Annotated in this window: 22 protein-coding genes; 10 read left to right on the forward strand and 12 right to left on the reverse strand. The window is 40.3% G+C overall.

What is annotated here, in order from left to right; translation table 11 throughout:
• The first annotated feature begins 213 nt into the window (after positions 1 to 213).
• Entirely contained in the window at positions 214 to 1389 is a 1176-nt protein-coding gene (gene solA / locus Q0954_RS09415; protein WP_299456165.1) for an N-methyl-L-tryptophan oxidase, read from the forward strand.
• Between the two features lie 85 nt (positions 1390 to 1474).
• Here solA and Q0954_RS09420 read toward each other — a convergent pair whose 3' ends face one another.
• Both Q0954_RS09420 and Q0954_RS09425 read right to left on the reverse strand, forming a co-directional pair.
• The gene (locus Q0954_RS09420) at positions 1475 to 1768 is read right to left on the reverse strand and encodes a hypothetical protein (protein WP_002694541.1); all 294 of its coding nucleotides are present in this window, start codon (positions 1766 to 1768) and stop codon (positions 1475 to 1477) included.
• A gap of 815 nt (positions 1769 to 2583) precedes the next feature.
• Positions 2584 to 2808 (reverse strand): hypothetical protein, encoded by a 225-nt coding sequence (locus Q0954_RS09425; RefSeq protein ID WP_299456170.1) that lies wholly within the window; start codon positions 2806 to 2808, stop codon positions 2584 to 2586.
• 223 nt (positions 2809 to 3031) lie between these two features.
• On the opposite strand from Q0954_RS09425, the gene Q0954_RS09430 reads away from it, so the two are divergent.
• From Q0954_RS09430 to ytxJ, 4 genes are all read left to right on the forward strand, one after another.
• On the forward strand, positions 3032 to 4057 hold the full coding sequence (locus tag Q0954_RS09430) for a sensor histidine kinase (protein WP_299456172.1): 1026 nt from the start codon (positions 3032 to 3034) through the stop codon (positions 4055 to 4057).
• 48 nt (positions 4058 to 4105) lie between these two features.
• Entirely contained in the window at positions 4106 to 4837 is a 732-nt protein-coding gene (locus Q0954_RS09435; RefSeq protein WP_299456174.1) for a LytTR family DNA-binding domain-containing protein, read from the forward strand.
• A gap of 118 nt (positions 4838 to 4955) precedes the next feature.
• A complete protein-coding gene (locus Q0954_RS09440; protein WP_299456175.1) occupies positions 4956 to 5360 on the forward strand; it encodes a DUF4279 domain-containing protein in 405 nt (134 codons plus the stop codon).
• A 214-nt stretch (positions 5361 to 5574) separates the two neighbouring features.
• Positions 5575 to 5970 carry a bacillithiol system redox-active protein YtxJ gene (gene ytxJ / locus Q0954_RS09445; protein ID WP_299456176.1) on the forward strand — a complete coding sequence of 132 codons (396 nt, stop codon included), beginning with the start codon at positions 5575 to 5577 and terminating at the stop codon, positions 5968 to 5970.
• Between the two features lie 94 nt (positions 5971 to 6064).
• Here ytxJ and Q0954_RS09450 read toward each other — a convergent pair whose 3' ends face one another.
• Complete coding sequence (locus Q0954_RS09450) at positions 6065 to 6697, reverse strand: rhomboid family intramembrane serine protease (RefSeq protein WP_299456177.1); 633 nt, start codon at positions 6695 to 6697, stop codon at positions 6065 to 6067.
• Positions 6698 to 7055: 358 nt separating this feature from the next.
• Here Q0954_RS09450 and Q0954_RS09455 point away from each other — a divergent pair, with 358 nt between their 5' ends.
• Positions 7056 to 7763, forward strand: a complete 708-nt coding sequence (locus tag Q0954_RS09455) for a metallophosphoesterase (protein WP_299456179.1) — start codon at positions 7056 to 7058, stop codon at positions 7761 to 7763.
• Here Q0954_RS09455 and Q0954_RS09460 read toward each other — a convergent pair.
• From Q0954_RS09460 to Q0954_RS09475, 4 genes are all read right to left on the reverse strand, one after another.
• The gene (locus tag Q0954_RS09460) at positions 7760 to 8491 is read right to left on the reverse strand and encodes an SOS response-associated peptidase (protein WP_299456180.1); all 732 of its coding nucleotides are present in this window, start codon (positions 8489 to 8491) and stop codon (positions 7760 to 7762) included. The genes Q0954_RS09455 and Q0954_RS09460 overlap by 4 nt on opposite strands.
• Positions 8492 to 8640: 149 nt before the next feature.
• Positions 8641 to 9144 carry an SRPBCC family protein gene (locus Q0954_RS09465; protein WP_299456182.1) on the reverse strand — a complete coding sequence of 168 codons (504 nt, stop codon included), beginning with the start codon at positions 9142 to 9144 and terminating at the stop codon, positions 8641 to 8643.
• 166 nt (positions 9145 to 9310) lie between these two features.
• Positions 9311 to 10180 carry an RNA polymerase sigma factor gene (locus Q0954_RS09470; protein WP_299456184.1) on the reverse strand — a complete coding sequence of 290 codons (870 nt, stop codon included), beginning with the start codon at positions 10178 to 10180 and terminating at the stop codon, positions 9311 to 9313.
• A gap of 160 nt (positions 10181 to 10340) precedes the next feature.
• A complete protein-coding gene (locus Q0954_RS09475) occupies positions 10341 to 12155 on the reverse strand; it encodes an acyl-CoA dehydrogenase (RefSeq protein ID WP_299456186.1) in 1815 nt (604 codons plus the stop codon).
• 754 nt (positions 12156 to 12909) lie between these two features.
• Here Q0954_RS09475 and Q0954_RS09480 point away from each other — a divergent pair.
• Positions 12910 to 14133 carry a hypothetical protein gene (locus tag Q0954_RS09480; protein ID WP_299456187.1) on the forward strand — a complete coding sequence of 408 codons (1224 nt, stop codon included), beginning with the start codon at positions 12910 to 12912 and terminating at the stop codon, positions 14131 to 14133.
• 66 nt (positions 14134 to 14199) lie between these two features.
• Here the strand turns inward: Q0954_RS09480 and Q0954_RS09485 are convergent, their stop codons facing one another.
• The 5 genes from Q0954_RS09485 to Q0954_RS09505 form a co-directional block, all read right to left on the reverse strand.
• Complete coding sequence (locus Q0954_RS09485; RefSeq protein WP_299456189.1) at positions 14200 to 15147, reverse strand: ribonuclease Z; 948 nt, start codon at positions 15145 to 15147, stop codon at positions 14200 to 14202.
• 204 nt (positions 15148 to 15351) lie between these two features.
• Positions 15352 to 15735 (reverse strand): STAS domain-containing protein, encoded by a 384-nt coding sequence (locus Q0954_RS09490; protein ID WP_045114763.1) that lies wholly within the window; start codon positions 15733 to 15735, stop codon positions 15352 to 15354.
• Positions 15736 to 15768: 33 nt separating this feature from the next.
• Entirely contained in the window at positions 15769 to 16731 is a 963-nt protein-coding gene (locus Q0954_RS09495) for a phosphoribosylaminoimidazolesuccinocarboxamide synthase (RefSeq protein ID WP_299456194.1), read from the reverse strand.
• 362 nt (positions 16732 to 17093) lie between these two features.
• Entirely contained in the window at positions 17094 to 18515 is a 1422-nt protein-coding gene (locus Q0954_RS09500; protein WP_299456196.1) for a toxin-antitoxin system YwqK family antitoxin, read from the reverse strand.
• Positions 18516 to 18797: 282 nt separating this feature from the next.
• Positions 18798 to 19349, reverse strand: coding sequence for a sigma-70 family RNA polymerase sigma factor (locus tag Q0954_RS09505; protein ID WP_299456198.1), 552 nt, complete (start codon positions 19347 to 19349; stop codon positions 18798 to 18800).
• A gap of 401 nt (positions 19350 to 19750) precedes the next feature.
• On the opposite strand from Q0954_RS09505, the gene Q0954_RS09510 reads away from it, so the two are divergent.
• From Q0954_RS09510 to Q0954_RS09520, 3 genes are all read left to right on the forward strand, one after another.
• On the forward strand, positions 19751 to 20992 hold the full coding sequence (locus Q0954_RS09510; protein ID WP_299456199.1) for a sialidase family protein: 1242 nt from the start codon (positions 19751 to 19753) through the stop codon (positions 20990 to 20992).
• 64 nt (positions 20993 to 21056) lie between these two features.
• Positions 21057 to 23006 carry an AAA domain-containing protein gene (locus Q0954_RS09515; protein WP_299456201.1) on the forward strand — a complete coding sequence of 650 codons (1950 nt, stop codon included), beginning with the start codon at positions 21057 to 21059 and terminating at the stop codon, positions 23004 to 23006.
• 174 nt (positions 23007 to 23180) lie between these two features.
• Positions 23181 to 23567: a hypothetical protein gene (locus Q0954_RS09520; protein ID WP_299456203.1), complete on the forward strand. Its 387-nt coding sequence runs from the start codon at positions 23181 to 23183 to the stop codon at positions 23565 to 23567.
• Positions 23568 to 23703: the final 136 nt, after the last annotated feature.

The following is a 23703-nucleotide window of genomic DNA, read 5'->3' on the forward strand; positions in this document are numbered from 1 at the left end:
TTTAAGCCTAAACATCCAATTAAATAGTTTTTAAATCCATAAATAACTGATAACCAGCAACCAACTTTGACGAAAATTACTGCGGAGTATTGTAAATAGAGACAAAAAAATAATGTTTAAGTTGAACGACAAAGCCAGAGTAAAGTTTGAGTGGTGTTTGGCACAACATCAAATTAAATATGAGACAAAGCAGACTTAAATAACAATAAACCAATGCAAAATACTCTATACGATGTCATTGTAATAGGTGTAGGCGCTATGGGTGCTGCGGCTACTTACTACCTGGCCAACCAAGGGGCGCAAGTGCTTGCCCTTGAACAACACAACATAGTACATCCGCATGGATCACATTTTGGGCAAAGCCGCCTGATAAGAAAAGCCTACGCTGAACACCCCGATTATGTTCCTTTGCTAGAGCGGGCTTATGCCAATTGGACAAGTTTAGAACAAGCGACACAACAAAGACTATATCATAAGGTGGGGCTTGCCTATTTGGGTACACCCGAAGCCCCATTTATTAAAGATGTGAAGGCCTCTGCGCAACAATATAATATTCCATTGGAAACCTACTTGCCCAAGGCTGCCCAAAAGCGTTTCCCTCAGTTTAAGCTTTTGCCCAACCAAGAGGCTATATGGGAGCCCAACGCTGGGTATATCACTCCTGAACGTACCGTGGCTGTTTTGACCCAAGCCGCTCAACAACAAGGTGCCGACATTCGTGCGCGCGAAATCGTGTTTAACTGGCAACTCAAAGAAGGAAAGGTAAAAGTAAGTACCAATCAAGACTCCTACTTTGCCCAAAAGTTGATCGTGACTGCTGGTGCCTATACCGCCAAAATATTGCCTCAGCTTGCTGACTACCTTCAGGTAACCAGGCAATTGCTGGCTTGGATAAAACCAAAAAAAACTATTGAAAAAATGCCTTGTTGGATTGTTGACTTACCTGAAGTACCAGGCATTTATTATGGTTTTCCGTGGCTTTCGCCCGAATGGTTGGCCACAGAAGCCAATCAAACTATAGGCTTTAAACTAGGGCACCATACCCCAGGGCAGGCAGTGCTACCCAAAGACTTGCCTCTGACCGAAAATAAAGAGCTTATTGCACAGGAAAAGACCAACCTACAGGCGTTTATTGCCCAGTACTTACCTGGTTTACAGGGCGACTTTGTAGAGTTTAAGCATTGTTTGTATACCTACTCGCCCGATGAACATTTTATCATTGACTATTTGCCTGATACTCACCAAAAAGTAGTGATAGCAGCAGGCTTTAGTGGGCATGGGTTTAAGTTTGTGCCTGCTATAGGCGAAATACTTGCCGACCTTGCCCTCAAAGGCAGCACTAACCTACCTATTGGGTTTTTGTCGTTGTCGAGGTTGCAGCAACAGTAGTTGGTTAACTAAAAACAGGTGTTAATAAAGGCTCAATGCCAATACTAACACCTGTAGACCAATAAATCAATTGTAACTAATCTAATTAAATATGTTTAATGCTTTCCTTCACTTTGTCAATGCGATTGCGTAACATATCTAATTCATACTGTTTTTCGATATAACTCAGGTAGTGAAAAGCAGCCACCAACGCATATTGCGGGATGGTAAAAGAACGAGGTTCACGTAAGTGATTGGCAAATGTAGTATATGGTACACCTACCGCTTCAGCTATGTTTTCACGAGTTACTTTTATGCCTACTTTTTTTAATCTCCTGATCTCTTGTTTGATAAATTCAGAATTGATCGTGTCCAATTCTGGCAGTTTTTGAACGAGCATAGTAATCAACTTTTTATATATATTAACATCCTTACATTAAATGCATATCTGTAACGATCACTTAAGTAGTGGCACAAGTGGCTGAAAATATCATAGGCTATATTGAAAACGTCTCTAAATTTATGTATGTACAACTTATTTTCATAAGTGGTGTAATTTTTTTGCCATTTATGCACCATAATTTAGCCGTTTTTAGGCTAAACACGACAAGTTGTCGGGCAAAAGGCCTACAGTCACTCTACAGTTTTCATACATAATTTGTAGGTTTTATATGTGTAAAGCCAAAATATATTTTGTTTTAACCTGTTTTGATGGGGTTAATTGTTAGTTTTTATAAAGTAAATAGAGGAATTACCTAATTTTGGGGCAATAGACTCTGAAATTACCTAGTTTTAACCTTTGCTCAGAGAGATTTTTTTAGCCTTTTTCCTAGTGCCTTTTTCGGTTACTCTCACCTTATAAGCTCAAGCCTACCTTCATATGACAGTGTAATATTGTAACATTTGATACGCTTTGCTTTTGGTATACTCTCTGTTAGCGTTAAGAAACAGAGAACGTTTTGCTTTACTAAATTGTTGCAAAACATCCTAAGGTGTTTTTGTACTATTTTTATATTTAACCTGTCCAGCAGATGTTTTATGTGGGGCGTAATGCATGCCAATTATTTTTGCTTTATTGGCAAATCTCGTCGGGTGTGACGTTGGGATCAGGGAGGATGGTGTAAATATTACCGGAAGCCTTCAATCAGTAGTAAAAATGTAAAACCCCAGACATTGTAGCATACCTGGGGTTTTGAGCGGGTGCTGGGTGGGTTGTTATTGAAACTTAATATATTGGATCTTTACTTTATCAATGAGCTTTTTACCTGTATCGTTACTTACTTCTTTTGTGATGTTTTTCTTGTTTGACTTCCAATTGCCGTTGGCTTGCTCCGACGAATCACCACTATGTAAGGTAACTGTGATAAGCATACCAAGTATAATTGCCACCAAAACAAAAACTCCTAATAGAGAGGGGGTAGCTGCCGTGTGATTTTTCATGGTGATAATATTTTATAGTTATATAGATTGATTGATTCAAATTTCACATGATTATATCATTTTTCTAAAAAAATATGATTATCTACTAAGATTACATGACCAAAGCCGTTCATCAAGTGACCAAAGTAGTTGATCATGTTTAGTTGTTTTATTGTGATAAATGTAAGTGTTTTGTAGTTGTGGTGATAGGTGAGGATGTTTGAATAGCGAAAAATCAACAACTATGGTAAGCACTTTTAAAGAGGATTCCAAGGCATTGAAGGCAAAATTTGGCTGGAGCGATTTAATTATTTTTGTGGTGGTAGCTGTACTGCTTGGAACAATGAGCCGTATAGAAAAGCCCGAAAAAACTTTTAGCCTGCTGAGCACCCTCATCAGCACTTCTTCAGTATTGGTACCCATTTATATCAATCACTTTTTATTGGTGCCTCGCTTTTTCGACAAGGGACACTTTACTCGTTATGTCATTGTTTTTATTGTTTTCTGGGGCATTGTTACCACCTTGTCAGCGTTATCGCTAGATGCCCATGACTACGAAAAATATGGCACTATTTGGCAATTTATCCCGTTGTTGGCAATTGGGCAATTGATGATACTATTGGTAGGACTGACCATGTTGTTTACCAAACGTGCTATTTTGCAAACCCAAGTAAAGCTCAAAAATAAAGTGTTGATTCAGCAAATGGAAATGAAACTACTCAAGGCACAGCTCAATCCTCATTTTTTATTTAATTCTCTCAACAATATTTACGCATTGAGCCTCGATAGCCTGCCCGAAACCTCTGATACTATCCTTAAACTGTCTGAACTGATGCGTTACCAATTGCAAAGCAGTCAAAAACAAACTTTACCTCTGGCCGACGAGTTGCAGTTTGTGCAAAACTACATAGATCTGGAGCGTATCCGCCTCACCGAAAAATCGGATGTACAGTTGCACATAGAGGGAGAGGTTGCTCACCAGCAAATAGCCCCTATGTTGCTCATTCCATTCATCGAAAATAGCTTTAAGCACGGCATCAATACCATACAAGATAATTTTATTCACATATTTATTCATGTACAGCACCACCACCTAAGCTTTGATATTAAAAATAGCATTCCTTCTAAAAGTGCAAAACGAATTTCTACCAAAACAGGGCTGGATAACACCCAGCGTAGACTCAATCTTTTGTATAAAAATCAATATGACTTGAATATTACTGCAGAAAACAATACCTTTAAAGTACACCTTGAGCTAGAATTGACCTGATATGTCGACGCAATCACCCATCATCATTGATAATTATATAAAAAGTGTATGAAGTTAAAATGTCTACTGGTAGATGATGAACCTTTGGCACATAAAATCATCCAAAACTATATAGCCCGCCTCAATACCCTCGAAGTGGTGGGCAGTTGCTATAATGCCATAGAAGCGCTTAACTTTTTATATGAGTACGATGTAGACCTGATGTTTTTGGACATTCAAATGCCTGAACTCAACGGGCTGGATATGCTCAAGACCTTGCCCCACTCACCCAAAGTTATTTTGACTACTGCTTATACCGAATTTGCTTTAGAGAGCTATGAGTTTGGAGTGGTAGATTATTTACTAAAGCCCATTGCCTTTCCTCGGTTTCTAAAGGCCGTAAACCGGGTAATAGATGACTCCTTGGAGCTGCAAAAATCAGAAAAAGCCCCAGTCATCAATCAGCAGTACACCAACACCAACGAAAGCTTGAATGGCTACCTGTTTTTGAAAGAAAATCAGGTTACCCACAAAGTATTTTTAAACAATATATTGTTTATACAAGCCTATGGTAATTATCTGAAGTTTTTTACAGAAGATAAAATGATTATGGCGGCCGATACCATGAAAAATATTATGGCACAATTGCCCGAAAGTGACTTTGTAAGGGTGCATAAATCTTACATTGTTTCATTGAGTAAAATAGATCAGATAGAAGGAAATCAAATCAAAATTATCAGCCATACTTTGCCGGTGGGCAATAAGTACCGTTTAATTTTTGAGCAAAAGTTTAAACGATAGTTTTTTTGCATGTAGTTTCGTTCATGATTCTTTATAGGCCTGAGAAGGAGGGACTTATGTTTTGAAAAGTGAAGAGGTTTCTATTTTTAGGTGAGGATATAGACTAATAACTGAAAAAATGGGTAATAATATCAGACTGGAATTAGCCATATTTGGAGATTCATTTGATCCAAATGAGTTGACAAGCTTAATAACTATCAAACCAACAACAACCTATTTAAAAGAAGAAGTTGTAAAGGAATATAATAAAACCATTCAACGTAAGGAAACGAGCTGGAGTTATTCAATACAGCCTCTTGAAACGCTATATTTTGAAGAGTACACAAATAAATTAATTGATAAGTTTGAAAGCAAAGTGGCTTCAATAAAAGGTTTTTTATCAAAAAATAATTTGAAGATGAAGCTATTTGTAGTATTAGAAATCTCAGGTGATCAAACTCCTGCATTTTATTTAAATAACAGATTTTTAAAGTTTGTAAACAACTTGGAGGGAGAGATTGATGTTGATATATACGCTATATAGCCAAACAACCCGATTTATACCTGTGAATAACAAGAAAGTTCTCTCCTGCCTGACGAGATAAGTTTTTTGAGCCTCTTGTGATGGTGGCTATTAGCTTGTATTGTTGTGAAATAGTACACAGCTCCTTATTTTGCCCAAAACACCCGAACAATGGAATTATCTCACCTCCTCCATTGTTATTACAGCACAAAGGCATTAACCCAAAAAACACACAATGTTCAATCTATTCAAAAAAGATAAGAAAAAATCTTCCAAAGCTACTGGCGTCAATTGGTCAGTGTTGACCGATGAGGCAACTATAGGAAAGATAAAAGAAGCATCGAGACAGGGAAAGGTACTTATTTTCAAGCACAGCACCCGCTGTGGTATCAGTGCCAATGTGCTCTATGATTTAGAAAGCGCCTGGATAACCGACGAAATGGAAGGTTTAACCCCCTATTACCTTGACTTGATTCGGTATAGAGAAGTATCTAACCAAGTAGCCCAAACTTTTGGAGTGATGCACCAATCGCCTCAGGTTTTGGTGATTGAGAATGGAAAATGTATTTATCATACCTCACACAGAGCGATCAACTATGGCGGGCTAAAACAATTGGCGCAATCTGAGTAGTACGCTTTTATGACAAAAAAGAACTTGAAGCGCGTGGATGTTCCCTTGATAGAAACTCCACGCGTTTTTCTTTGGGTCTGGGCAAAGTTTATAATCAGCTTTCGGGTTGTTTGTCTTGCAACATGTTTTTTTGATTGATCACATACCCAAATAAACCACCACACAGGCCTCCAATGATATGGGCAAACTGTGAAATGTTTTGAGTACCCGGCGAAGGGTTCACCGCATTGAACATCTCTTTGCCCAAGTACAAAATAGCAACCAGGATAAATGTCAAAGGAATACTGCCTGACTTAAAGTTGGTAAAAGAAACCAGCAAAATCATCATAAAAACTATCCCACTGGCACCCAACAGTGCGCTACGGAAAAAGATGGTTTGTAGTATGCCGGTAATGGTGGCTGTGAGCAGAATCATTATAAGCAAAGGCCCCGATTTGTAGCGTTCTTCGAGAATAGGTCCTATCAGCAAAATAAACGAGAAATTGCCCAGCAAATGGTTCCAGCCACCGTGCCCCATAGAGTGCGAAAAAACCCTGAAATAAGACAGTACACTGTCAAAGCTCATTTTGTTAGGATATAATGTAAAAAACTGCCCCGTAACTGTATTGGGAAAATTGGCACTTTTGGCAAAGTCGCCATATATCATCCAGTCAAAAAATGTGACTGCCACACAAATTAAAGTATAAGTGAGTACCACTGGAGAGTTATATTGAATTTTGAGTTTCATGTAGTAGGTTATATTTGTTTAAAGTCAGAGAGTTAAAAACGTCAAGGTTCAAGCCAAATGTTAAGTGAGGTTACCCTGGCCGACCACTTGTTTAACAGTTTGGTTGCCAGAGAAGTTGTTTTTGAACCCGGCTTTTTATTCAAAAATATATACTTTTTACGTAGTTTTAAATTTTTGAGTCAAAACCTTCAGTATTTTTTCTTGAAAACTACCATAAGTTGCCTTGCAACACTTTTCTGGTAGGGCACAGGTGCATATTCTTGTTTATTTCTTACGCCCTTAAGTGGTCTCCTTAAAAATGAATGTACCTGTGGGGCAGTTGAAAACTCTCTTTTACAATGTTAAACCCTCAATTTTTATGTCTATTTACTTCTTAGGCGATCTACATGGCAACTTTCAGCTGGCAAAGCAACGCATTGTTCAACAAAAGGTTCAAGACTCAGTCATTATTCAGGTAGGAGACTTTGGCGTAGGGCATGCGTCATTTCTAGAGGAACTTAAGGCAATGGAAACCCTTAATGCCATACTAAAACAACGCAATACTTTTATGTATGTAATCAGGGGCAACCACGACAACCCAGCTTATTTTCAAGGACCAGCTCCACGTGCTTTAGACCAGTCTCACATTACACTTGTGGCAGACTATAGTGTGCTTGAGCTTCATCAACAACGATTTTTGTTGGTAGGAGGGGCGCTCTCTATAGACCGTCACAGGCACAACGAGGGCGAAGGTTACTGGCAAGCCGAAAAGTTTGTGTACAATGAGGCAGCCATTGCTGCCATGCAGGGTATAGATGTGGTAGTAACGCATAGTGCCCCTAACTTTGCCCCACCTTTTGAGTTCAGCGATTTGGTACATACATTTGCTGCACAAGATCCGCACCTGATCCAAGATTTGCAGGAAGAACGTATTCTACTTGCTCAAATGTATCAACAGCTTGCCCACCAACCTTCTAACTCATTGACCCATTGGTTTTATGGACATTTTCACGCAAGCAAGCGTTACCAGCATCAGCACACCCAGATGGCATTGGTTGCCATGAATGAGTTACTGTTTTTTGCTTAATCAATTCTCAGCACCGTATCATTGATTTTTTTTACCAAATCTCTTCCGTTTAGCTGAGGGTTTTTGATGCGGGCATCTATCGGGTAAGCCTGCATGCAGTGGGCGTTGTAGGGCTTAAGCAAGGGCAATATGTTATCAAGGGTGGCATTGTCCAACCACTGTTTTTCGGCGGCTTTGGGCAGTATTACCGGGGAGCGATGATGTGGTATTTGCTGTAGCAAAGCATTGGGTACAGTAGTAATAATGGCAAAAGAATTGACTAGCACGTTTTTGTCTTGATCTACCCACGAGTCCCACACACCAGCAAAACAAAAGGCTTGCTTGTTACGATCAGTCAGGTATACCACATAAGGTTTGTCGAGCTTTTCTTTGGTAGGTCCTTCTACAAAAAAAATGGCAGGAATGAGACAACGTTGCGACCGAATGGCTTTTTTGAAGGCAGGCTTGTTGCCAATGTCCAATGCTCCAGTATAATTTGGATCATTGCCTTTATTGTGGTCACCCTCAGCGCGGGCATTAAACAAATACATGCGTTTTTTTGCCCAATGTGGGGTAAGCCCAAACTGAAAAAACTGTAACACATCAGGTTTTTGGTTGGTAATCACTGGTGAGTAGTCGCCCGGCGATGTATTATAATTAGGGGCAAAATTGCTTTGTTCAGGAGGAAAAACCTGCAGTTGTTGCGCCAAATCATCTATATTGTTGATCATTCCAAATCTTCCGCACATAAGGGTATGGTCTAAAAGGTACAAGTCAACTGTAAAAATGCGGTTTTTTTGGCGCATAAAAAAAGTAAAGTCCTAAATGAACCTTACTTTTTTGAGCCTGTAGTGACTCATTAAAAAAACGAATCGACCTCCTTTCAAAACAGGAGAGTCTAAGCCGCTTTATTTGCGTATTTGGCTATCTCTTTGGCTTTGCGGGGGCTGGGCTTGCCTGTTTCTACATAATGCCTAAAATCTTCAATGGCGTTGGTCAAAATCCCACCCATTTGCATTCGCATCATAGGCGACATGAGTTTGCCTACCCAACCCTTGGTTTGCATTTCTAGCTTCATAGACACCTTTGTCTGGTTCCCTTCTTTGGTAAGTTGCCAGGTGTTTTGTCCCAACTTCACAAAAAAGGGAAAACCTTCTATTACCTCGTAGCTTAAAATATAATTTTGAGGATCAAAAACCTTGATTTCCTCTTTAATTGCCCCCAAACTAGTGGTGTCACAAGCCCGGTTGCTACAATTGGCTCCTTCAAATACTGGACTACCTTGTCCTTCTGAATATTTCAAGCCACTTGCCCACTTGTAAGCGGTAGTATATTGGTTGCCTAATATTTCCCAGGCATCGTTAATAGAAGCATTGATAACAGTTTCTCGGTAAAATTCCATGGTGCAAAAAAGTTTAGTGAGTATTAAAATGATTGAACTTATAGTTGATGTTCTACCATTGGATGTAACAATTGGGCAGGTGTTACAAAACTCACCCAAGGATAAAGTAAAAAGAAAGTAAATACTTGCTAATATTCTAGTAGTCAGTGTTTTAGTGTTTGATAAATTATTTAAAGTATTTCAACAAGTTATCATCTTTCAGTATTTCTGACACAATTGTTTCGGTACTAAAGTCTTCTTTGGTAGGGTGTTCACGGTATAATTCAGTGTATTTTTCTTCAAAAAGCTGGGCAGTTTCTTCATAGCGAGGTGCTACATACAAAGCAATTTTGTTTTTATAAGAAATGTTAAATTGTAAATTGTTTTCGTCTAGTGCCCCCATTTCTTTTAAAGCCTTGGTTTTTTTAGGGCAACGGCATGGATTGTTTTGATTGACCAAACCGCATTTATTATTCATAAAATTGTATAGCTCTTTGCGTGCCCGGTGCAACTTTACCCGAAAGTTAGGCGGTGTAAGGTCAAAAATTTCTGCCCCTATATGATGGTTTGCCCCAAATGTATCGCCAATGATATAGATGAGTCGTTGCTCTCTAGTGAGGCACATAAGCATACCTGACATACACTTGATTTGCATCTCACGCGAAAGCTCTTGAAAAGTAATGTATTCCTCCTCGTTTAGGTCAGGGTTGGGTATTGAGTCCAGTTTTGCTCCATAGTCCTCGAACGAACTAAAACGTTGAGCACCTTTTCTTCTTTTGGTTTGTAAAAACTCATTGACCACAATGCGGTACAACCAAGTACGAAAAGCGCTTTTAAAATTAAATTGCGACAGCTTGGTGATTACCTTCAGCAAAGTTTCCTGTGTAAGGTCTAGCGCATCGTTAGGGTCGTGCACCATTTTCCAGGCAACATTGTATATAAAAGGTTGGTGTAAGTGAATAAGTGCTTCTATGGCTTTACGGTCACCATTCAACGATTTTTCTACCAAAGTCCGGTTTTGTTCTTCTGAGTATTTGTCTGATAATGGATTGTTCATTGTATAATAGATTAAGTAATAACCAATTGTTTTTTTGGTTGGATACCATACTCAGGCAGGTGTTACAAAACATTGTCCTTTTTTTAGAAAATTCCATAAAAAAAGTAAAGCCCTAAATGAGCTTTACTTTTTCAGATATATTAATTATGGATTAAAATATTTACACAATCAATTCTTTCTCAACTTCTACAGTCAATGTGTCGTCTTTGTCCATCAAACGAGTCATTAAGCCCAAAGTTTTTGGCAACTCATAAGAGAAGAAATAACGCATAGTATGTATTTTGCTTTCGTAAAATTTAAGCTTTTCGCCTTCGGGATTTCCAGTAACCATTGCTTTTTTAGCCACGGTAGCTTGTTTAAGCCATTGCCAACCAATGACAATCAGGCTGAAAAACTCCATATAAAGAGTAGCATCGGCCAAAGCAAGTTCCATTTTGCCTTGCATTGCCATTCCGCCTAACTGTTGGGTTACTTTCTGCAAGTCCTGAAGTTTTTCCTGCAAAGCAGTGACGTATTTTTTCAAATCATCGTAAGTGCTTGCTTCGTCAGTTACTTTCTTTACTTCTTCGGCCAACAACATCAATGACTTACCACCAGTACCCATAATTTTACGGGCTAATAAGTCAAGTGATTGGATACCAGTGGTTCCTTCATAAATAGAAGTAATACGAATGTCACGGTAGTGTTGCTCAAGCGGGAAGTCGGTTGTGTAACCAAATCCACCTAAACACTGCATACCTTCGCTTACCGACTTGATACCATACTCAGCCGGGAATGTTTTGGCCACTGGAGTAAGCAAATCAAGTAAGCCTTTGTAACGTTTTTTGGCTGTTTCGTCTTCTGTAGTCATTTCAAGGTCGGCATAACGCGAACACTCAAAAATCAACGAAAGTCCACCTTCTACTACCGACTTCTGGAATAACAACATACGCTTTACGTCGGCGTGGTTGATGATAAAAGTCTGAGGTTTGTCTTTAGCGCTTTGCTCACTGATTTTACGTCCTTGTGGGCGCTCGTTGGCATACTCCAAAGAAGCATAATAAGCGGCTGAAGCAATGGCTGCTCCCATCAAACCAACCCCTAAACGGGCTTCGTTCATCATTTGGAACATGTAGCTCAAACCTTTGTTAGGCTCGCCTACCAACCATCCGTGACAGTTATCATTGTCACCGGCAATATAGTGAACAGCTGGGGTACTTTTTTGTCCCATTTTATGGTAAACCCCGGCTGTAGTTACGTCATTGTCTATCAGATTGCCATTCTCGTCTTCGCGAAGCTTAGGTACCACAAATAAAGATATGCCTTTAGTACCCAATGGCGCCCCGTCAATGCGTGCCAACATCAAGTGTACTACGTTTTCTGTACCTTCATAGTCGCCCGAAGAGATAAATATCTTTTGTCCTTTGAGTTTGTAGTGTCCCTGATCGGTAGGAGTAGCCGAACTTACAATATCAGACAATGAGCTACCTGCTTGAGGCTCGGTCAATGCCATTGTTCCCTGCCATTCGCCGCTCAACATTTTACCAGTATATTTTTCTTTCAGTTCTTTTGACCCAAAAGAGGCAATCAAGTGAGCCGAACCAGCGGTCAGACCAGTAAACATTACTACCCCATTGTTGGCAGCACTCATAATAGCACCCGAAGCAGCTGTTACCATTTGTGGAAGTTGCTGTCCACCATGCTCAAAAGAAAAACTGCCTCCAATAAAGCCAGCTTCTCCCATTGCTTTTATGTATTTTATTATTTCAGGGTGGATGGTTACTTTGCCATCTTCAAAAGTATGATCAGCGCGATCTATTTCTGTGTAGAAAGGAAAGAGGTGACGGTCTGAAATGTCAACAGCTGCATCCAAGATCATGTTTACAGCTTCATTATCTGTTTCAGCATAGTAAGGAGACTCTAAAACTTCTTCTATATTAAAAACTTCATTTAATAAGAACTTTAGATTTTCTATGCTTATATATTTTTTTGCCATAGTACTTCTGTGTTTTTGTAACAGTATTTTTTTATGGTTATTTAACTTAGGAATTGTTCAAAAATAAATTTACACTCTGAGGGGTGATTTTTCGCCTTGATACTTCGTTATTTTTATTGCCCGTAGCGCTGCTATGGGCGCAAAAAATAGCCTCGTCTCAAAACAAAACCTCTACCTCAAGAATGGTAATTTAATTTCTCACCGTTCCTTAGGAATGGTGTAAAAATAAATTTCTATAGTAACGCTAAAATATTTTGTTGCTATACGCGGCACGGCAATATCCAGTGGATATTGAGCGAGCTTGAGGGATGGTCAGCTAATAGCATCGCTATTCGGCTATTTTTTAACAAAGTATAGCCTCAAAAGATGAGGTTAAGAATGTAAATTTATTTTAGTACCATTCCTTATATACACGTGATGAATTAATTCTAAAATATGACCAGCGGTCAAACTTGAAGCAAATATACACAAAATACTAAAAGTATTATGCGTGCATAACATTTTTTTTGGGGCTAAAACTTACATACAATATAAGATTATTAGGGGATATAGAGGTTTATACTAATAAAGTATGCAAAAGGGTTTGAAAAGCTTCCAAAATTATTTGTGATGCGTAATCTTGTATAACAAAGTATATTTGGGTAGTGAACAGCCTGTCGCTGTTGCCTTTCTTTGCTTATTTGGTGGAGGCTGCTCCTTAACCTATTGTTCCACGAAGCGTTAATACACTCAACACTACTATATCAAAAGCAATATGAAACGAACAACACTATCTATTCTGATGTTGGTCAGCGTGGTATTATTGGCGCAAGCCACCCCCCGTAACTTATACGAGCAACTTTGTGAAGTAAATCAGGAATGGTACAAACATCGGGCTATAGCCCAAAAAATGGGCTTGGTCAAGGCAAAGCCTCTCAAACATGAACAAGATTTACTCTCATTTCACATTCGTACGCTTGAGCAAATATTTCGGCAACGCCCCATTGACCACCTCAACCCCGCCCAACAACGCCAAAGGCGTCAACATCTGCAAGTACTCAACAAATACTGGCAACTACGCAATTGTCCCCGTAATTATTATTTGCCTTACCGCAATCCAGTGTTTATCGACCACGAGGGGCGTTATTGTGCAGTGGGGTATTTGATGCTCAAGAGTGGTAAAGGTAAGTTTTGTAAAGCAGTACAAAAAAATAGCAACTTCATTTATATCCGTCAGATCAAGTCAGCTGAGTTTGATGTTTGGCAAACCCAAAGTGGATTGTCAATAGATGAGCTTGCCTGGATACAGCCAGGCTATGACCCCCTGATCAAATTAGAACAAATTCATAAGCTGGGAGTTAACCGCAGACCTCGCTTTGTTGACTCATTGCAAGCCACTAAAATATATGACACCCGTTTTGATAGGGCAGATATGTTTGGGTTTCAGCGGATGTTCTGGGGAACTGCTTTCAGAAGGGAACGAGCACTCAAAAAGTATAAAAAATACAAAGGTAAACCCAATTGGGAAGCGCTCAGAAAAACACATGGCAGCATCAATGCGCTTGCAGTGTACCAAGGCACGCTATACACTGCCGTAGATACATCTATGGTTACCCCTGCCGACTCTGCTGCACCTGTGATCAAGATTGTAAAATGGCATTCACAAAAAAAATGGGTGGTGGTACACAAAATCATAGAACCAAAAATCAAACGAAACCATCGGAGTATGATTTATACGTTTTTTAGCAATCGGGGCAAATTATATGCAGGTGGGGGCTTCGAAACACCCTATAACGAAAATACTAAACCATCTTCTGTTACCCACTCTTATTTAATATGCTTCAATGGCAGGTCATGGCAGAAAGTAAATCAAGAGTATGGAGGAATTATATTTGGGCTGATTTATAAAAATGGCAAGCGTTACCTGGGCACAGTGGTCAATGGCATGGCAGGCTATACCAGAGCGCCTATTCATAGTAAAATAAAGACGAATAAGTAGTTAGGGAGAATATCCTCCGAAAAAACCTCCTTGGCTGGTATTTAACCCAGCCAAGGAGGTTTTTGTTTATTCTACTGGCAACAACTCCTTCTCAAGCACAAAAGTATTGCCTTCTACCGCCAGGTAAGACTCACCAAATACTTCGCGGGCTTCTTTTATCAAAGGATCTAAGTGGTTGCGGTAGCGCGATGAAAAATGCCCAATCAATAATTTGCCTACCTCGGCTTTGGAGGCTATAGTGGCTGCCTGACGAGCCGTAGAGTGAAACGTATCTGTTGCCCGGTCAATTTCTTCGTTGGTAAAAGTCGCCTCATGATACAACATGTCTACCCCTTTGATGTGCTCTATGATAGGTTCGTGGTAAGCCGTATCGCTGCAATAGGCATACGTCCGGCTTTTGGGTTGTACCGTCACGTCTTTGGCACTTATCAATACTTTGCCTTCTGGGTCAAGAATGTCGTCACCTTTTTGTAAGATTTTGGCATACTGCCAATCCCATATTTCTTCTGGAATTTTTTCTTTGATAATTTTTCTTTTCTTAGGGTTTTCCTGAATCAAAAAACCATTGCAAGGTATGCGGTGGTTCAGAGGAATCGTGCGGATGGTAAACATTCCATCGCTCATGATCTCTTCCGACTCGCCTATTTTTAACTCTTTGAAATGAATTTTATAGTTAAACCGGGTTTGGCTGTACTTAAGTTGTACGCTAATGATTTCGGCAAGCCCCGGAGGGCCGTATAAATATAAGTCTTGATTGCGTTTGTTGAGGTGCATTGACGACAGCAAACCTACCAATCCGAGGTAATGGTCGCCGTGCAAATGGCTAATAAATATGTGTTTGATTCGGTTAATCCTGATTTTTAGCTCTTGCAGTCTCATCTGGGTTCCTTCGCCACAGTCTATAAGCAAGTGGGTGTGAGGCAAAGAAACGATTTGAGAAGTTGGATAACGCCGGAAATCGGGGGCAATAACAGGAAGGGCAGCACCACTACCTAATATGGTTACTTGAAACATGTGATGGTATTACAAAAATAGTATGCACCTTATAGGGATAAGGGCTTGACTGAAAAATTTTCGATTGCTGGTGTTGTTTTCGCTTAATGGTAAAGGTTTCTATACTGGTGTGGTTTTTAAAAATAATTAAAGAGTCTGTTTGGGCATTATACCAAGGTACAAAACACAAACAGACTCCCTATATTTAAACCAACAATGATTGTATTAACCTTCTCCACCGTCTTTGGCAACGTCGTTTTCCACTTCATTCATGTGTATAAATTGAATGGCTTCTTCGTTGGTAGGCAAAATCTTCAATACTTTGTCAAGTTGAGAGATTTTTATAAGCTTCATTACATGGTCGGTAATACCAGTTAACACCATTGTTCCTTTTGCATCCATGCAAAGTCGGTTTGCAATCAATAATGCACCCAATCCAGAAGAGTCTACGTATTTCACTTTGCTCAAATCAATCACAAAATTCTTGGCACCTTCTGCGTTGAGGGTTACAAAAGTACTTTTAAGCTCAGGTGACAAAGTAGCATCCATCTTTTCGTTTTGCAACTGAATTAGTGTGTATTTAGGTTGTTTGTCGAGAGAATACTTCATCAATATATTGGTTTATTTTGTTTAAATACAAGTTTATATTACGGCACTGATACGCTGTTGCAAATTTGCATAACGATCGGTGTCTTCAGATTTTTCAAATTTATTATTTGTCAATTGCTCATAAAGTGCAATGTACTCAGAAGATACGGCAGCGATCCATTCGGGAGTCATTTCGGGTACTTTTTGTCCTTCCTGACCATTAAATCCGTTTTCCATTAACCATTTGCGTACCATTTCTTTTGAACGTTGTGGTTGTGGTTGGTTTTGCTGTTGGCGCTCCTGATAACCCTCTATGTTGAAATAACGGGATGAATCGGGGGTATGGATTTCGTCTATCAAATAGATTTTACCCTCAAAGTGCCCAAACTCATACTTGGTATCGGCAAGAATAAGCCCTTGTTTTTGAGCGATTTCGCTGCCTCGTTGAAACAAAGCTAAAGTATACGCTTCCAATTTATCAAGAGTTTTTCTATCAACCAACCCTTTTTTTACAATATCTTCAGAATTAATGTCTTCATCGTGTTCACCCTGCGCGGCTTTAGTAGAGGGGGTTATGATGGGTTGGGGCAGCGGGTCATTTTCTTTGAGACCTTCTGGCAACTTGTATCCATTCATTTCACGCACTCCTTTTTTGTAAGCTCTCCAGGCGCTTCCGGCAAGGTAGCCCCTTACTACCATCTCTACTGGATAGGGAGTACATTTATAACCATACGCCACGTTAGGATCGGGACAGTCGATGATCCAGTTGGGCACAATATCCTGGGTTTGTTGCATAAAAAACCAAGATATTTGATTAAGCACTTGCCCTTTGTAAGGGATGGCTTCGGGCAATATCACATCAAACGCCGAGATACGGTCAGAGGCTACAACAGCCAGATGTTTATCAAACATATACACATCTCTTACCTTTCCCCGGTAAAAGTTTTGTTGCCCTTCGAAATGAAAATTAGTTTCTTTGATAGTATTGTTTTGCATTGTACCTAAAAGTAGGGACATATTATTTTTCGTTGAAAGGCAAATATAATGAAAATATCAAGAAAAAAAGTTTTCACTAATTTAAAGATTGTATTTACACATAGTTTGGGTCATTTTTTAAATTTGAGTCCACTAATTTTCTTTTATTTATTTGCTTTTCAGTGAGTTACTAGCCCCATAATAAGGAAAAAAAACATAAACCCAATGTTTAGCTCGCACATTATTTTGATATTTATATGGTAAGTTTACCAATTTTATATTAAAAAAATAAGCCTTTGTTCATATCATACCCTCTACCTTAAGCAAACCAATGTTTTGGCAAAGCCTAAAGCAACAAAAGCGGGCTTTCTGGAAAACCCGCTTTTGATAAATGTAATGCCTTACTATTTAAGTTCTTTTTCTGACACAACCTTGCCTGCTTTGTACTGAATCATTTTTACCCGTTTGCCGTGCACATTGTATAAATACCAAGTCCCATTTTTGTTGTTATAAAAATAAGCTCCTTGTGCTTTTACTTTGCCCGTGGGGTAATACGACTTGTATCTTCCGTATTTATTGTCACGTCGATAATATATTTCTTCCAGGACTTGTCCATCGGGTGCATATATTTTAGTCAAACCTTGTTTTACACTTCGGTTTTTGTTGCGCACCGCACCATACATGCGCATTACTTTATAGGTTTCGGCGCGTATTAGTTTACCGTCTTGGTTGTATGTCTTTTTAATACCACTCACTTTGCCCTCTACATAAGGCTCTTCTGTTTTAATGTTGCCATTGGGGTGGTAATATTTCCAGGTACCATACTTTTTTCCTTTTTGGTAGGCTATTTTGGCTTTTACCTTGCCATTAGGGTAATATTGGGTATGTGTTTGGTCAAGCTCTTTGCGTTTATACTCACTTTCCCGTTTTTTGGTGCCATCTTTATAAAACAGCACTTCTTTCCCTTCTTTGAACCCTAACTTGTAATAAGAACGCTGTTGAAGCTGGCTATTCCGGTAGTTTCTAATAAACTCTTTGTCCAGGCGGTCTTTTACATAAAAAGCCTTGGTTAATATTTTTCCATCAGCGGCGTATTGAATGTATGCGCCCTCCTTTTTACCGTTTACATTGAATCCTGACACCTGTACTTGGCCATTTTCAAAATAGGTTTTATAAAAACCATCCGGCTTACCTTTTTTATAGGCCTCTTCTTTGCGCAGTTTTTCACTGGGATAAAACGTTTTGGTAACGCCGTGTGCCCTGCCTTGTACAAAGTCGCTTTCCTGCTTAATTTTGCCCGACAAGAAATAAAGAAATACTTTGCCGTGTACTATGTCGCGTACAAAGTCGCTTTTCTTGAGTATTCTTCCTTGGTTGTCATACACCTCTACAGTGCCCGTGAGCGAGTCGTTTTTGTATACCCCTCGTTGCGACATTTCACCGTTGGGGTGGTAAATGGTAAATTTACCTTCTTTGCTTCCCTCGGCGTAGCCAATCTCTATTTGTTTTTTTCCACTGGCATAGTATCCAGTAAACCTGCCGTTTTTCTTTCCTTCCTCAAAGTCACCCATAGAAGCCAGTTGTCCATTTTGATGGTAGCTTTTATAGGCGCCCTCTATCAGTTTGGTATCGGCACGGGCTACCAGGTTGTATTCTTCTTTGAGTTGCTGATGCAACGAGTCATAATAGGTTTTTACAGGTTCGGTTTTTTGAGCCACCACCGGGGCACTCACCCAGGCAGCAAGCAGTAACAAAAGACAATGTTTTTTAATTTGCATGTTCACTTTGATATTTTTTTGTAATTCTAACACTTTATTTTTCTGCATTTTTTATTGCTTGAGGCTATAACGTAATAAAGCCGTGATAAGATATAGATTTAAAGTGTTGCCCAAAACCATACTACTAGACATTTTGGCTCAAGCTGGCAGTGAAGACACTGCCAGCGGCGCGTCCGCCTCGAGTTGTGTCTTCACAACCGAAAAATGTAGTAGTATGATTGTTTTTGTAATAAAATGAACAGGCACTCGATATTTTGAGTTGTGGAGGCATGCTTTTCGCGAAAAGCAAAGAATAAAACAATTTTATGTGGCAAGTTCTCAATACGTGTATCAGTGCCTACATTCCCGCTGGCAGTCTTGCTCTCCGGTGAGTTTGCCGTGAGCGTCTAAATGATAACCACAACAGCTAATAAAATCTTTTTTGAGCATATCTTTAGCCCTTTGAAAACGCATTTTTACATTAGATAAAGAAGTATTGAGCTGATGGGCAATCTCAGCTTGTTTGTGTCCCTGGTGGGTAAGCAAAATCACTTGCTGGTATTTTTCGGGCAATTCTCGGATAAAAGGCTCTAAACAACAATAGGCATGTTGCTGATAAGCCAGGTTTTGCTCCGCAGTATCGGCCATTGTTTCCAGTGCTGGGTGGGTGTCTTGAGTAGTTTTATAATGTCTACGGTAATAGTCAGCAATGGCATGCCTTGAAATTTGGTATACCCAGGCTTCCAGTTTTTCGTCGTTTTTTAACTTATCGAGTTGGGTGTGTATTTTTACAAAAACTTCTTGTCTTATATCATGGGCATCTTCCGTATTGGGAATTTTGCTGCTGATAAAACGCAACAAACGATCGGAGAAATCGCTCCATATTTTTGCTGTTTTTTCCATCGTCTTTCTTTAGTGGTTTATAAAGAATGGTAAGCCCTTGGCTATGTAGTAATACTGATCTTTGCTACTTTTTTTTCAAATTTACGAATATAAATTTTGACAAAAGTAAAAAAAGCTGCCAATCAAGCCCAAACATAGCCAAAGGCGGTGTTTTCAATCAAAAAACTTACCCACAGCAACTATCCGCACAGTTGGTACAGTTACATTTTTCGCAGCTACAGTCAGCCGTTTTGCAGTTGCTACATTTACAATTAGCACAAGTACAGTTTTCACAAGTGCACCCGTTTTTTGCGAAATTATTATTTAAAGTCGTCATATATATCAAATTTTTGAGTAAAACCATTTAATTTTCGCCCCATAGTCGGGGAGTAGTCCAAAAAGTCACATAAAAAAACAAAAAAATGAATACCTCTATTATAGCTCGTCAAGCTTTGCTTACTCTTGTTTTGTGGGGGAGTATATATTCACTGAGCATTGCTCAAATACAACCATTGCCCAACCCTGCCGCAACCAATAGCTTTACTCCCAAGCTGCACCTTTCGCCCAAAGGCAAAGTATATTTGAGCTGGCAAACCAAAAATGTCAACCAAAAACACAGCTTGTGGGTAAGTAGCCTCAAGGGTGAAAAGTGGACTGCGCCCAGACAAGCCGCTACCGAAACCCAACAATGGTTTGTCAATTGGGCAGATTTTCCGGCAGTTACCACCTTTGGCAAACGCTCGTTGGCGGTAAACTACCTGCAAAAAAGTGCTTCTTCTACTTATGCTTATGACGTAATGTTGCGTATCTCTCACAACAAGGGCAAAACCTGGCAAAAGCCTTTTGTAGCACATCAGGACGGAACCCATACCGAACACGGTTTTGTGAGTTTGGCACCTGCTCCAAATGGGCGATTTTTGGCAGTATGGCTCGATGGACGCGAAACAGCCAAAAGAGCGGGAGAATCGCACGGACACAGTCAGGGACATGGGGCAAGTAAAAAGGCAATGACTCTAAGGGCAGCCTTTTTCGATGGCAAGGGCAACAAACAGGCGCCTACTTTGCTCAACGATTGGGTGTGCGATTGTTGCCAAACATCGGTTGCACCAACCAAACAAGGTTATGTAGTAGTGTATCGAGGTCGCTCAAAAGGCGAGGTGCGCGACATTGCCTGCCAAACCTATAAAAATGGTCGATGGACTTCCCCTTATATTATTCATTCTGATGGTTGGGTAATTAGTGGTTGTCCGGTAAATGGCCCTAGTGTTTCGGCAAATGGCAACCAAGTGACCGTAGCCTGGTATACCAAGGCAAACAAAAAGGCTAAAGTACAAGTGGCTTTTTCTGACAATGGTGGTGAGTCCTTTAGTTTGCCTACTCAGGTAAACGAAGGTAGCACCGTAGGCAGGGTGGCTTGTGCGGCTTTGCCCAATGGCGACGCTTTGGTGGTTTGGTTGGAAACCAACGAGACAAAAACCTTTATAAAGCTACGCAGAGTAAGCACTCAGGGTAAAGCAGGCAAAGTATACATTGTGAGTCAAACCAGTAGTGCACGATCTAGTGGTTTTCCACAGATAATAGTGCAAGGCAAACGCGCCATATTGGCGTGGACTTTGGCAAACAAGAAAAGCAAAGTGCTCAAAACTGCCACTTATGCTTTTTAATGAAATACAAACATGTATCAAAATATGGGACAGGATACGCCCTACGCCCTAAAAAACTTCATAAATGCAACATTTCGATAAATTATTAGAATTACTCAAAATAGAAAAGGACGAAGACCAGCGACAATACCAAAACCAAATGGTGTTGACTCCGTTAAGCGAACGTAAAAAAAAGGGAGTGAGTTGGTATCCGGTAACCGTAAAAAGTACGGAGATAGGCACCGGTGAAAATTACTACATTAGTTTTGAGCGAGTGACCGAACTTAGACAAAACCACAGCTTTCAGGTGGGTGATATGGTGTCGTTGTTTAACAATAGTAGCAAACAAGGCAAAAAATCGAGCATTTCGGGGGTAATCACTTACGTGAAAAGGGATGCCATGCGGGTGGCTTTTTCGGTAGACGAGTTGCCTGAATGGGTAGAGTATGGCACCTTGGGTATAGACCTCTTGTTTGATGCCGTTACTTACAAAGAAATGGATGCTGCAGTGCGCAAGGTAGTGAACAGTGAGGAACCAAGAGTGATAGAGCTACGCGACATATTGATTGGTAAGAAGAAAGCCCGCTTTTTGGACAAAAGCGAGTTGCCCGACTACTATAAGGTGGCTACACTGAACGAGTCGCAAAACGAAGCCGTACAAAATATCTTGCGGGCGCAAGACGTGGCAATCATTCACGGACCTCCGGGCACTGGCAAAACTACCACCATGGTGGCTGCCGTAAAACTGACCTTGCAACAAGAAAAACAAGTGTTGGTAACTGCCCCCAGTAATACGGCGGTAGACCTGCTCACTAAACGCTTGCTTGCCAAAGGGGTAAGCGTGATAAGGGTAGGCAACCCGGCAAGGGTCAATGAAGATTTGATTCCTTTTAGCCTGGAGTCGCAAATAGCCCAACACCCCGACTATAAATTGTTGAAAAAAATACGCCGTGATGCCGACGAATACAAAAAAATGGCGGCAAAGTATAAACGCAACTTTGGCAAAGAAGAGCGCGAACAGCGCAAGTTGATGTTTGCGGAGGCGTCGAAACTAAAGCACGAAGCTTATGCCCTGGAAAAATACATTGTAGACAGTTTACTTAACAATACCCAAGTGATTACGGCTACTTTGGTGGGCAGTGTCAATAAATTTATTCGTTATAGACGTTTTTCTACGGTATTTATAGACGAAGCTGGGCAAGCATTGGAGCCTGCTTGTTGGATTCCTCTGCTTAAGTCTGAGCGGGTAGTATTTGCCGGAGACCATTGTCAGTTGCCCCCTACCATCAAATCGTTTGATGCAGCAAAAGGAGGGCTTACTGAGACTTTGTTTGAGCAAGTGATTAAAAAACAGGCAGTAGATGTGATGCTCAAAACCCAATACCGTATGCATGAGCACATTATGCAGTTCTCGAACCAGGAATTTTATCAGGGCGAACTATTGGCTGCTGATACGGTGGTGAATCACCGTTTATTTGCCCATGCTGACTTGCAGGGGGAGGTGATCAATCAACCAGTAGAGTTTATTGATACGGCAGGCTGTGGGTTTGAGGAAAAGTCGATGGCAGAAACCGGCAGTAAGTACAACCCTGACGAGGCAGGCATATTGCTCAAACATTGGGTACAACTGGCCACCCAACTACAGCTGGCCGAGCCTGACATGCTCAAAGAGGGTTGGTTTTCGGCGGGCATTATTTCGCCCTATCAAGCACAGGTCAAACATTTGAAAGAGCTCTTTGCTGAGCATCCTGACTTGACCGAGGTGGCTCCCTGGACCGATATTAATTCTATTGATGGTTTTCAGGGGCAAGAGCGCGACGTGGTGTATATCTCTATGGTGCGCAGCAACGACAAGGGCAAGATTGGATTTTTGGAGGATACCCGACGGATGAATGTGGCGCTGACCCGTGCCCGCAAAAAACTGGTGGTGATTGGCGATAGTGGCACGCTTGGGCAAAATGCTTTTTACCAACATTTTCTCGACTATATTGACAGCATTGGGGCTTATCGTTCTGCTTGGGAATGGATGGGGTAGGTTTTTTGTTGAAAAATAACTGTATGATTGAATTAGCCCGTTCAAGGGCAACTGTTCTCTCAATCTAATGTGTTTCCCGTAGTTTGCTTTAGGCAAATGCGGGATTTTTTATTTGTACCAAGGGCCCATCTTTGGCATAAAATGTTTAACTTTGTCAAAAATTAGAAATATCCATTGGCAAACTGTTTCCAACATATCAAAAAGTTTCAATCTGTGTTCTTTCTGTTGGGCTTATTGGTCGCAGTAGAAGGCGATTTGTACGCCAATGGGTACAAGGGACCACTATTTGCCCAAAATACGTATAAAAAAGGGCAGCAAAACAATGGCAAAAGCAATACAAATACAAGCCAATGCACTTTTGGTTTTGTTTTTCACTTGGTTGACTTACCTTTGCCCAAAACCTGCTTTAGGGCAGTATACCAGCACTATCAACGTTTGATTAATACCGCCAAACGGCAAAACCAACGCGAAGCTTTCATTATCCAACCTTTGTTGGCTCATATTAAACTTTCTCAAAATACCTACAACAGCCCTGCCGATACCCCTACTTTATTGATCTAATCTTTAAGCTACAAATCCCGTTGGTTGATAAATTTGTTCAAGTCAACTTTTCGTCTCATCTGTAGCACTATTCCTGTTTTTTTTGTGCCCACACAGGTACGCCAATACATACCCCACATCCCTTGTTTATACCAAT

Source organism: uncultured Microscilla sp., from assembly GCF_947493425.1.
Taxonomy (GTDB): domain Bacteria; phylum Bacteroidota; class Bacteroidia; order Cytophagales; family Microscillaceae; genus Microscilla.

Excerpts from the sequence above, each read along its gene's own strand:
- solA (WP_299456165.1), top strand. The coding sequence starts at position 214 with ATGCAAAATACTCTATACGATGTCATTGTAATAGGTGTAGGCGCTATG.
- Q0954_RS09420 (WP_002694541.1), bottom strand. The coding sequence starts at position 1,768 with ATGCTCGTTCAAAAACTGCCAGAATTGGACACGATCAATTCTGAATTT.
- Q0954_RS09425 (WP_299456170.1), bottom strand. The coding sequence starts at position 2,808 with ATGAAAAATCACACGGCAGCTACCCCCTCTCTATTAGGAGTTTTTGTT.
- Q0954_RS09430 (WP_299456172.1), top strand. The coding sequence starts at position 3,032 with ATGGTAAGCACTTTTAAAGAGGATTCCAAGGCATTGAAGGCAAAATTT.
- Q0954_RS09435 (WP_299456174.1), top strand. The coding sequence starts at position 4,106 with ATGAAGTTAAAATGTCTACTGGTAGATGATGAACCTTTGGCACATAAA.
- Q0954_RS09440 (WP_299456175.1), top strand. The coding sequence starts at position 4,956 with ATGGGTAATAATATCAGACTGGAATTAGCCATATTTGGAGATTCATTT.
- ytxJ (WP_299456176.1), top strand. The coding sequence starts at position 5,575 with ATGTTCAATCTATTCAAAAAAGATAAGAAAAAATCTTCCAAAGCTACT.
- Q0954_RS09450 (WP_299456177.1), bottom strand. The coding sequence starts at position 6,697 with ATGAAACTCAAAATTCAATATAACTCTCCAGTGGTACTCACTTATACT.
- Q0954_RS09455 (WP_299456179.1), top strand. The coding sequence starts at position 7,056 with ATGTCTATTTACTTCTTAGGCGATCTACATGGCAACTTTCAGCTGGCA.
- Q0954_RS09460 (WP_299456180.1), bottom strand. The coding sequence starts at position 8,491 with ATGTGCGGAAGATTTGGAATGATCAACAATATAGATGATTTGGCGCAA.
- Q0954_RS09465 (WP_299456182.1), bottom strand. The coding sequence starts at position 9,144 with ATGGAATTTTACCGAGAAACTGTTATCAATGCTTCTATTAACGATGCC.
- Q0954_RS09470 (WP_299456184.1), bottom strand. The coding sequence starts at position 10,180 with ATGAACAATCCATTATCAGACAAATACTCAGAAGAACAAAACCGGACT.
- Q0954_RS09475 (WP_299456186.1), bottom strand. The coding sequence starts at position 12,155 with ATGGCAAAAAAATATATAAGCATAGAAAATCTAAAGTTCTTATTAAAT.
- Q0954_RS09480 (WP_299456187.1), top strand. The coding sequence starts at position 12,910 with ATGAAACGAACAACACTATCTATTCTGATGTTGGTCAGCGTGGTATTA.
- Q0954_RS09485 (WP_299456189.1), bottom strand. The coding sequence starts at position 15,147 with ATGTTTCAAGTAACCATATTAGGTAGTGGTGCTGCCCTTCCTGTTATT.
- Q0954_RS09490 (WP_045114763.1), bottom strand. The coding sequence starts at position 15,735 with ATGAAGTATTCTCTCGACAAACAACCTAAATACACACTAATTCAGTTG.
- Q0954_RS09495 (WP_299456194.1), bottom strand. The coding sequence starts at position 16,731 with ATGTCCCTACTTTTAGGTACAATGCAAAACAATACTATCAAAGAAACT.
- Q0954_RS09500 (WP_299456196.1), bottom strand. The coding sequence starts at position 18,515 with ATGCAGAAAAATAAAGTGTTAGAATTACAAAAAAATATCAAAGTGAAC.
- Q0954_RS09505 (WP_299456198.1), bottom strand. The coding sequence starts at position 19,349 with ATGGAAAAAACAGCAAAAATATGGAGCGATTTCTCCGATCGTTTGTTG.
- Q0954_RS09510 (WP_299456199.1), top strand. The coding sequence starts at position 19,751 with ATGAATACCTCTATTATAGCTCGTCAAGCTTTGCTTACTCTTGTTTTG.
- Q0954_RS09515 (WP_299456201.1), top strand. The coding sequence starts at position 21,057 with ATGCAACATTTCGATAAATTATTAGAATTACTCAAAATAGAAAAGGAC.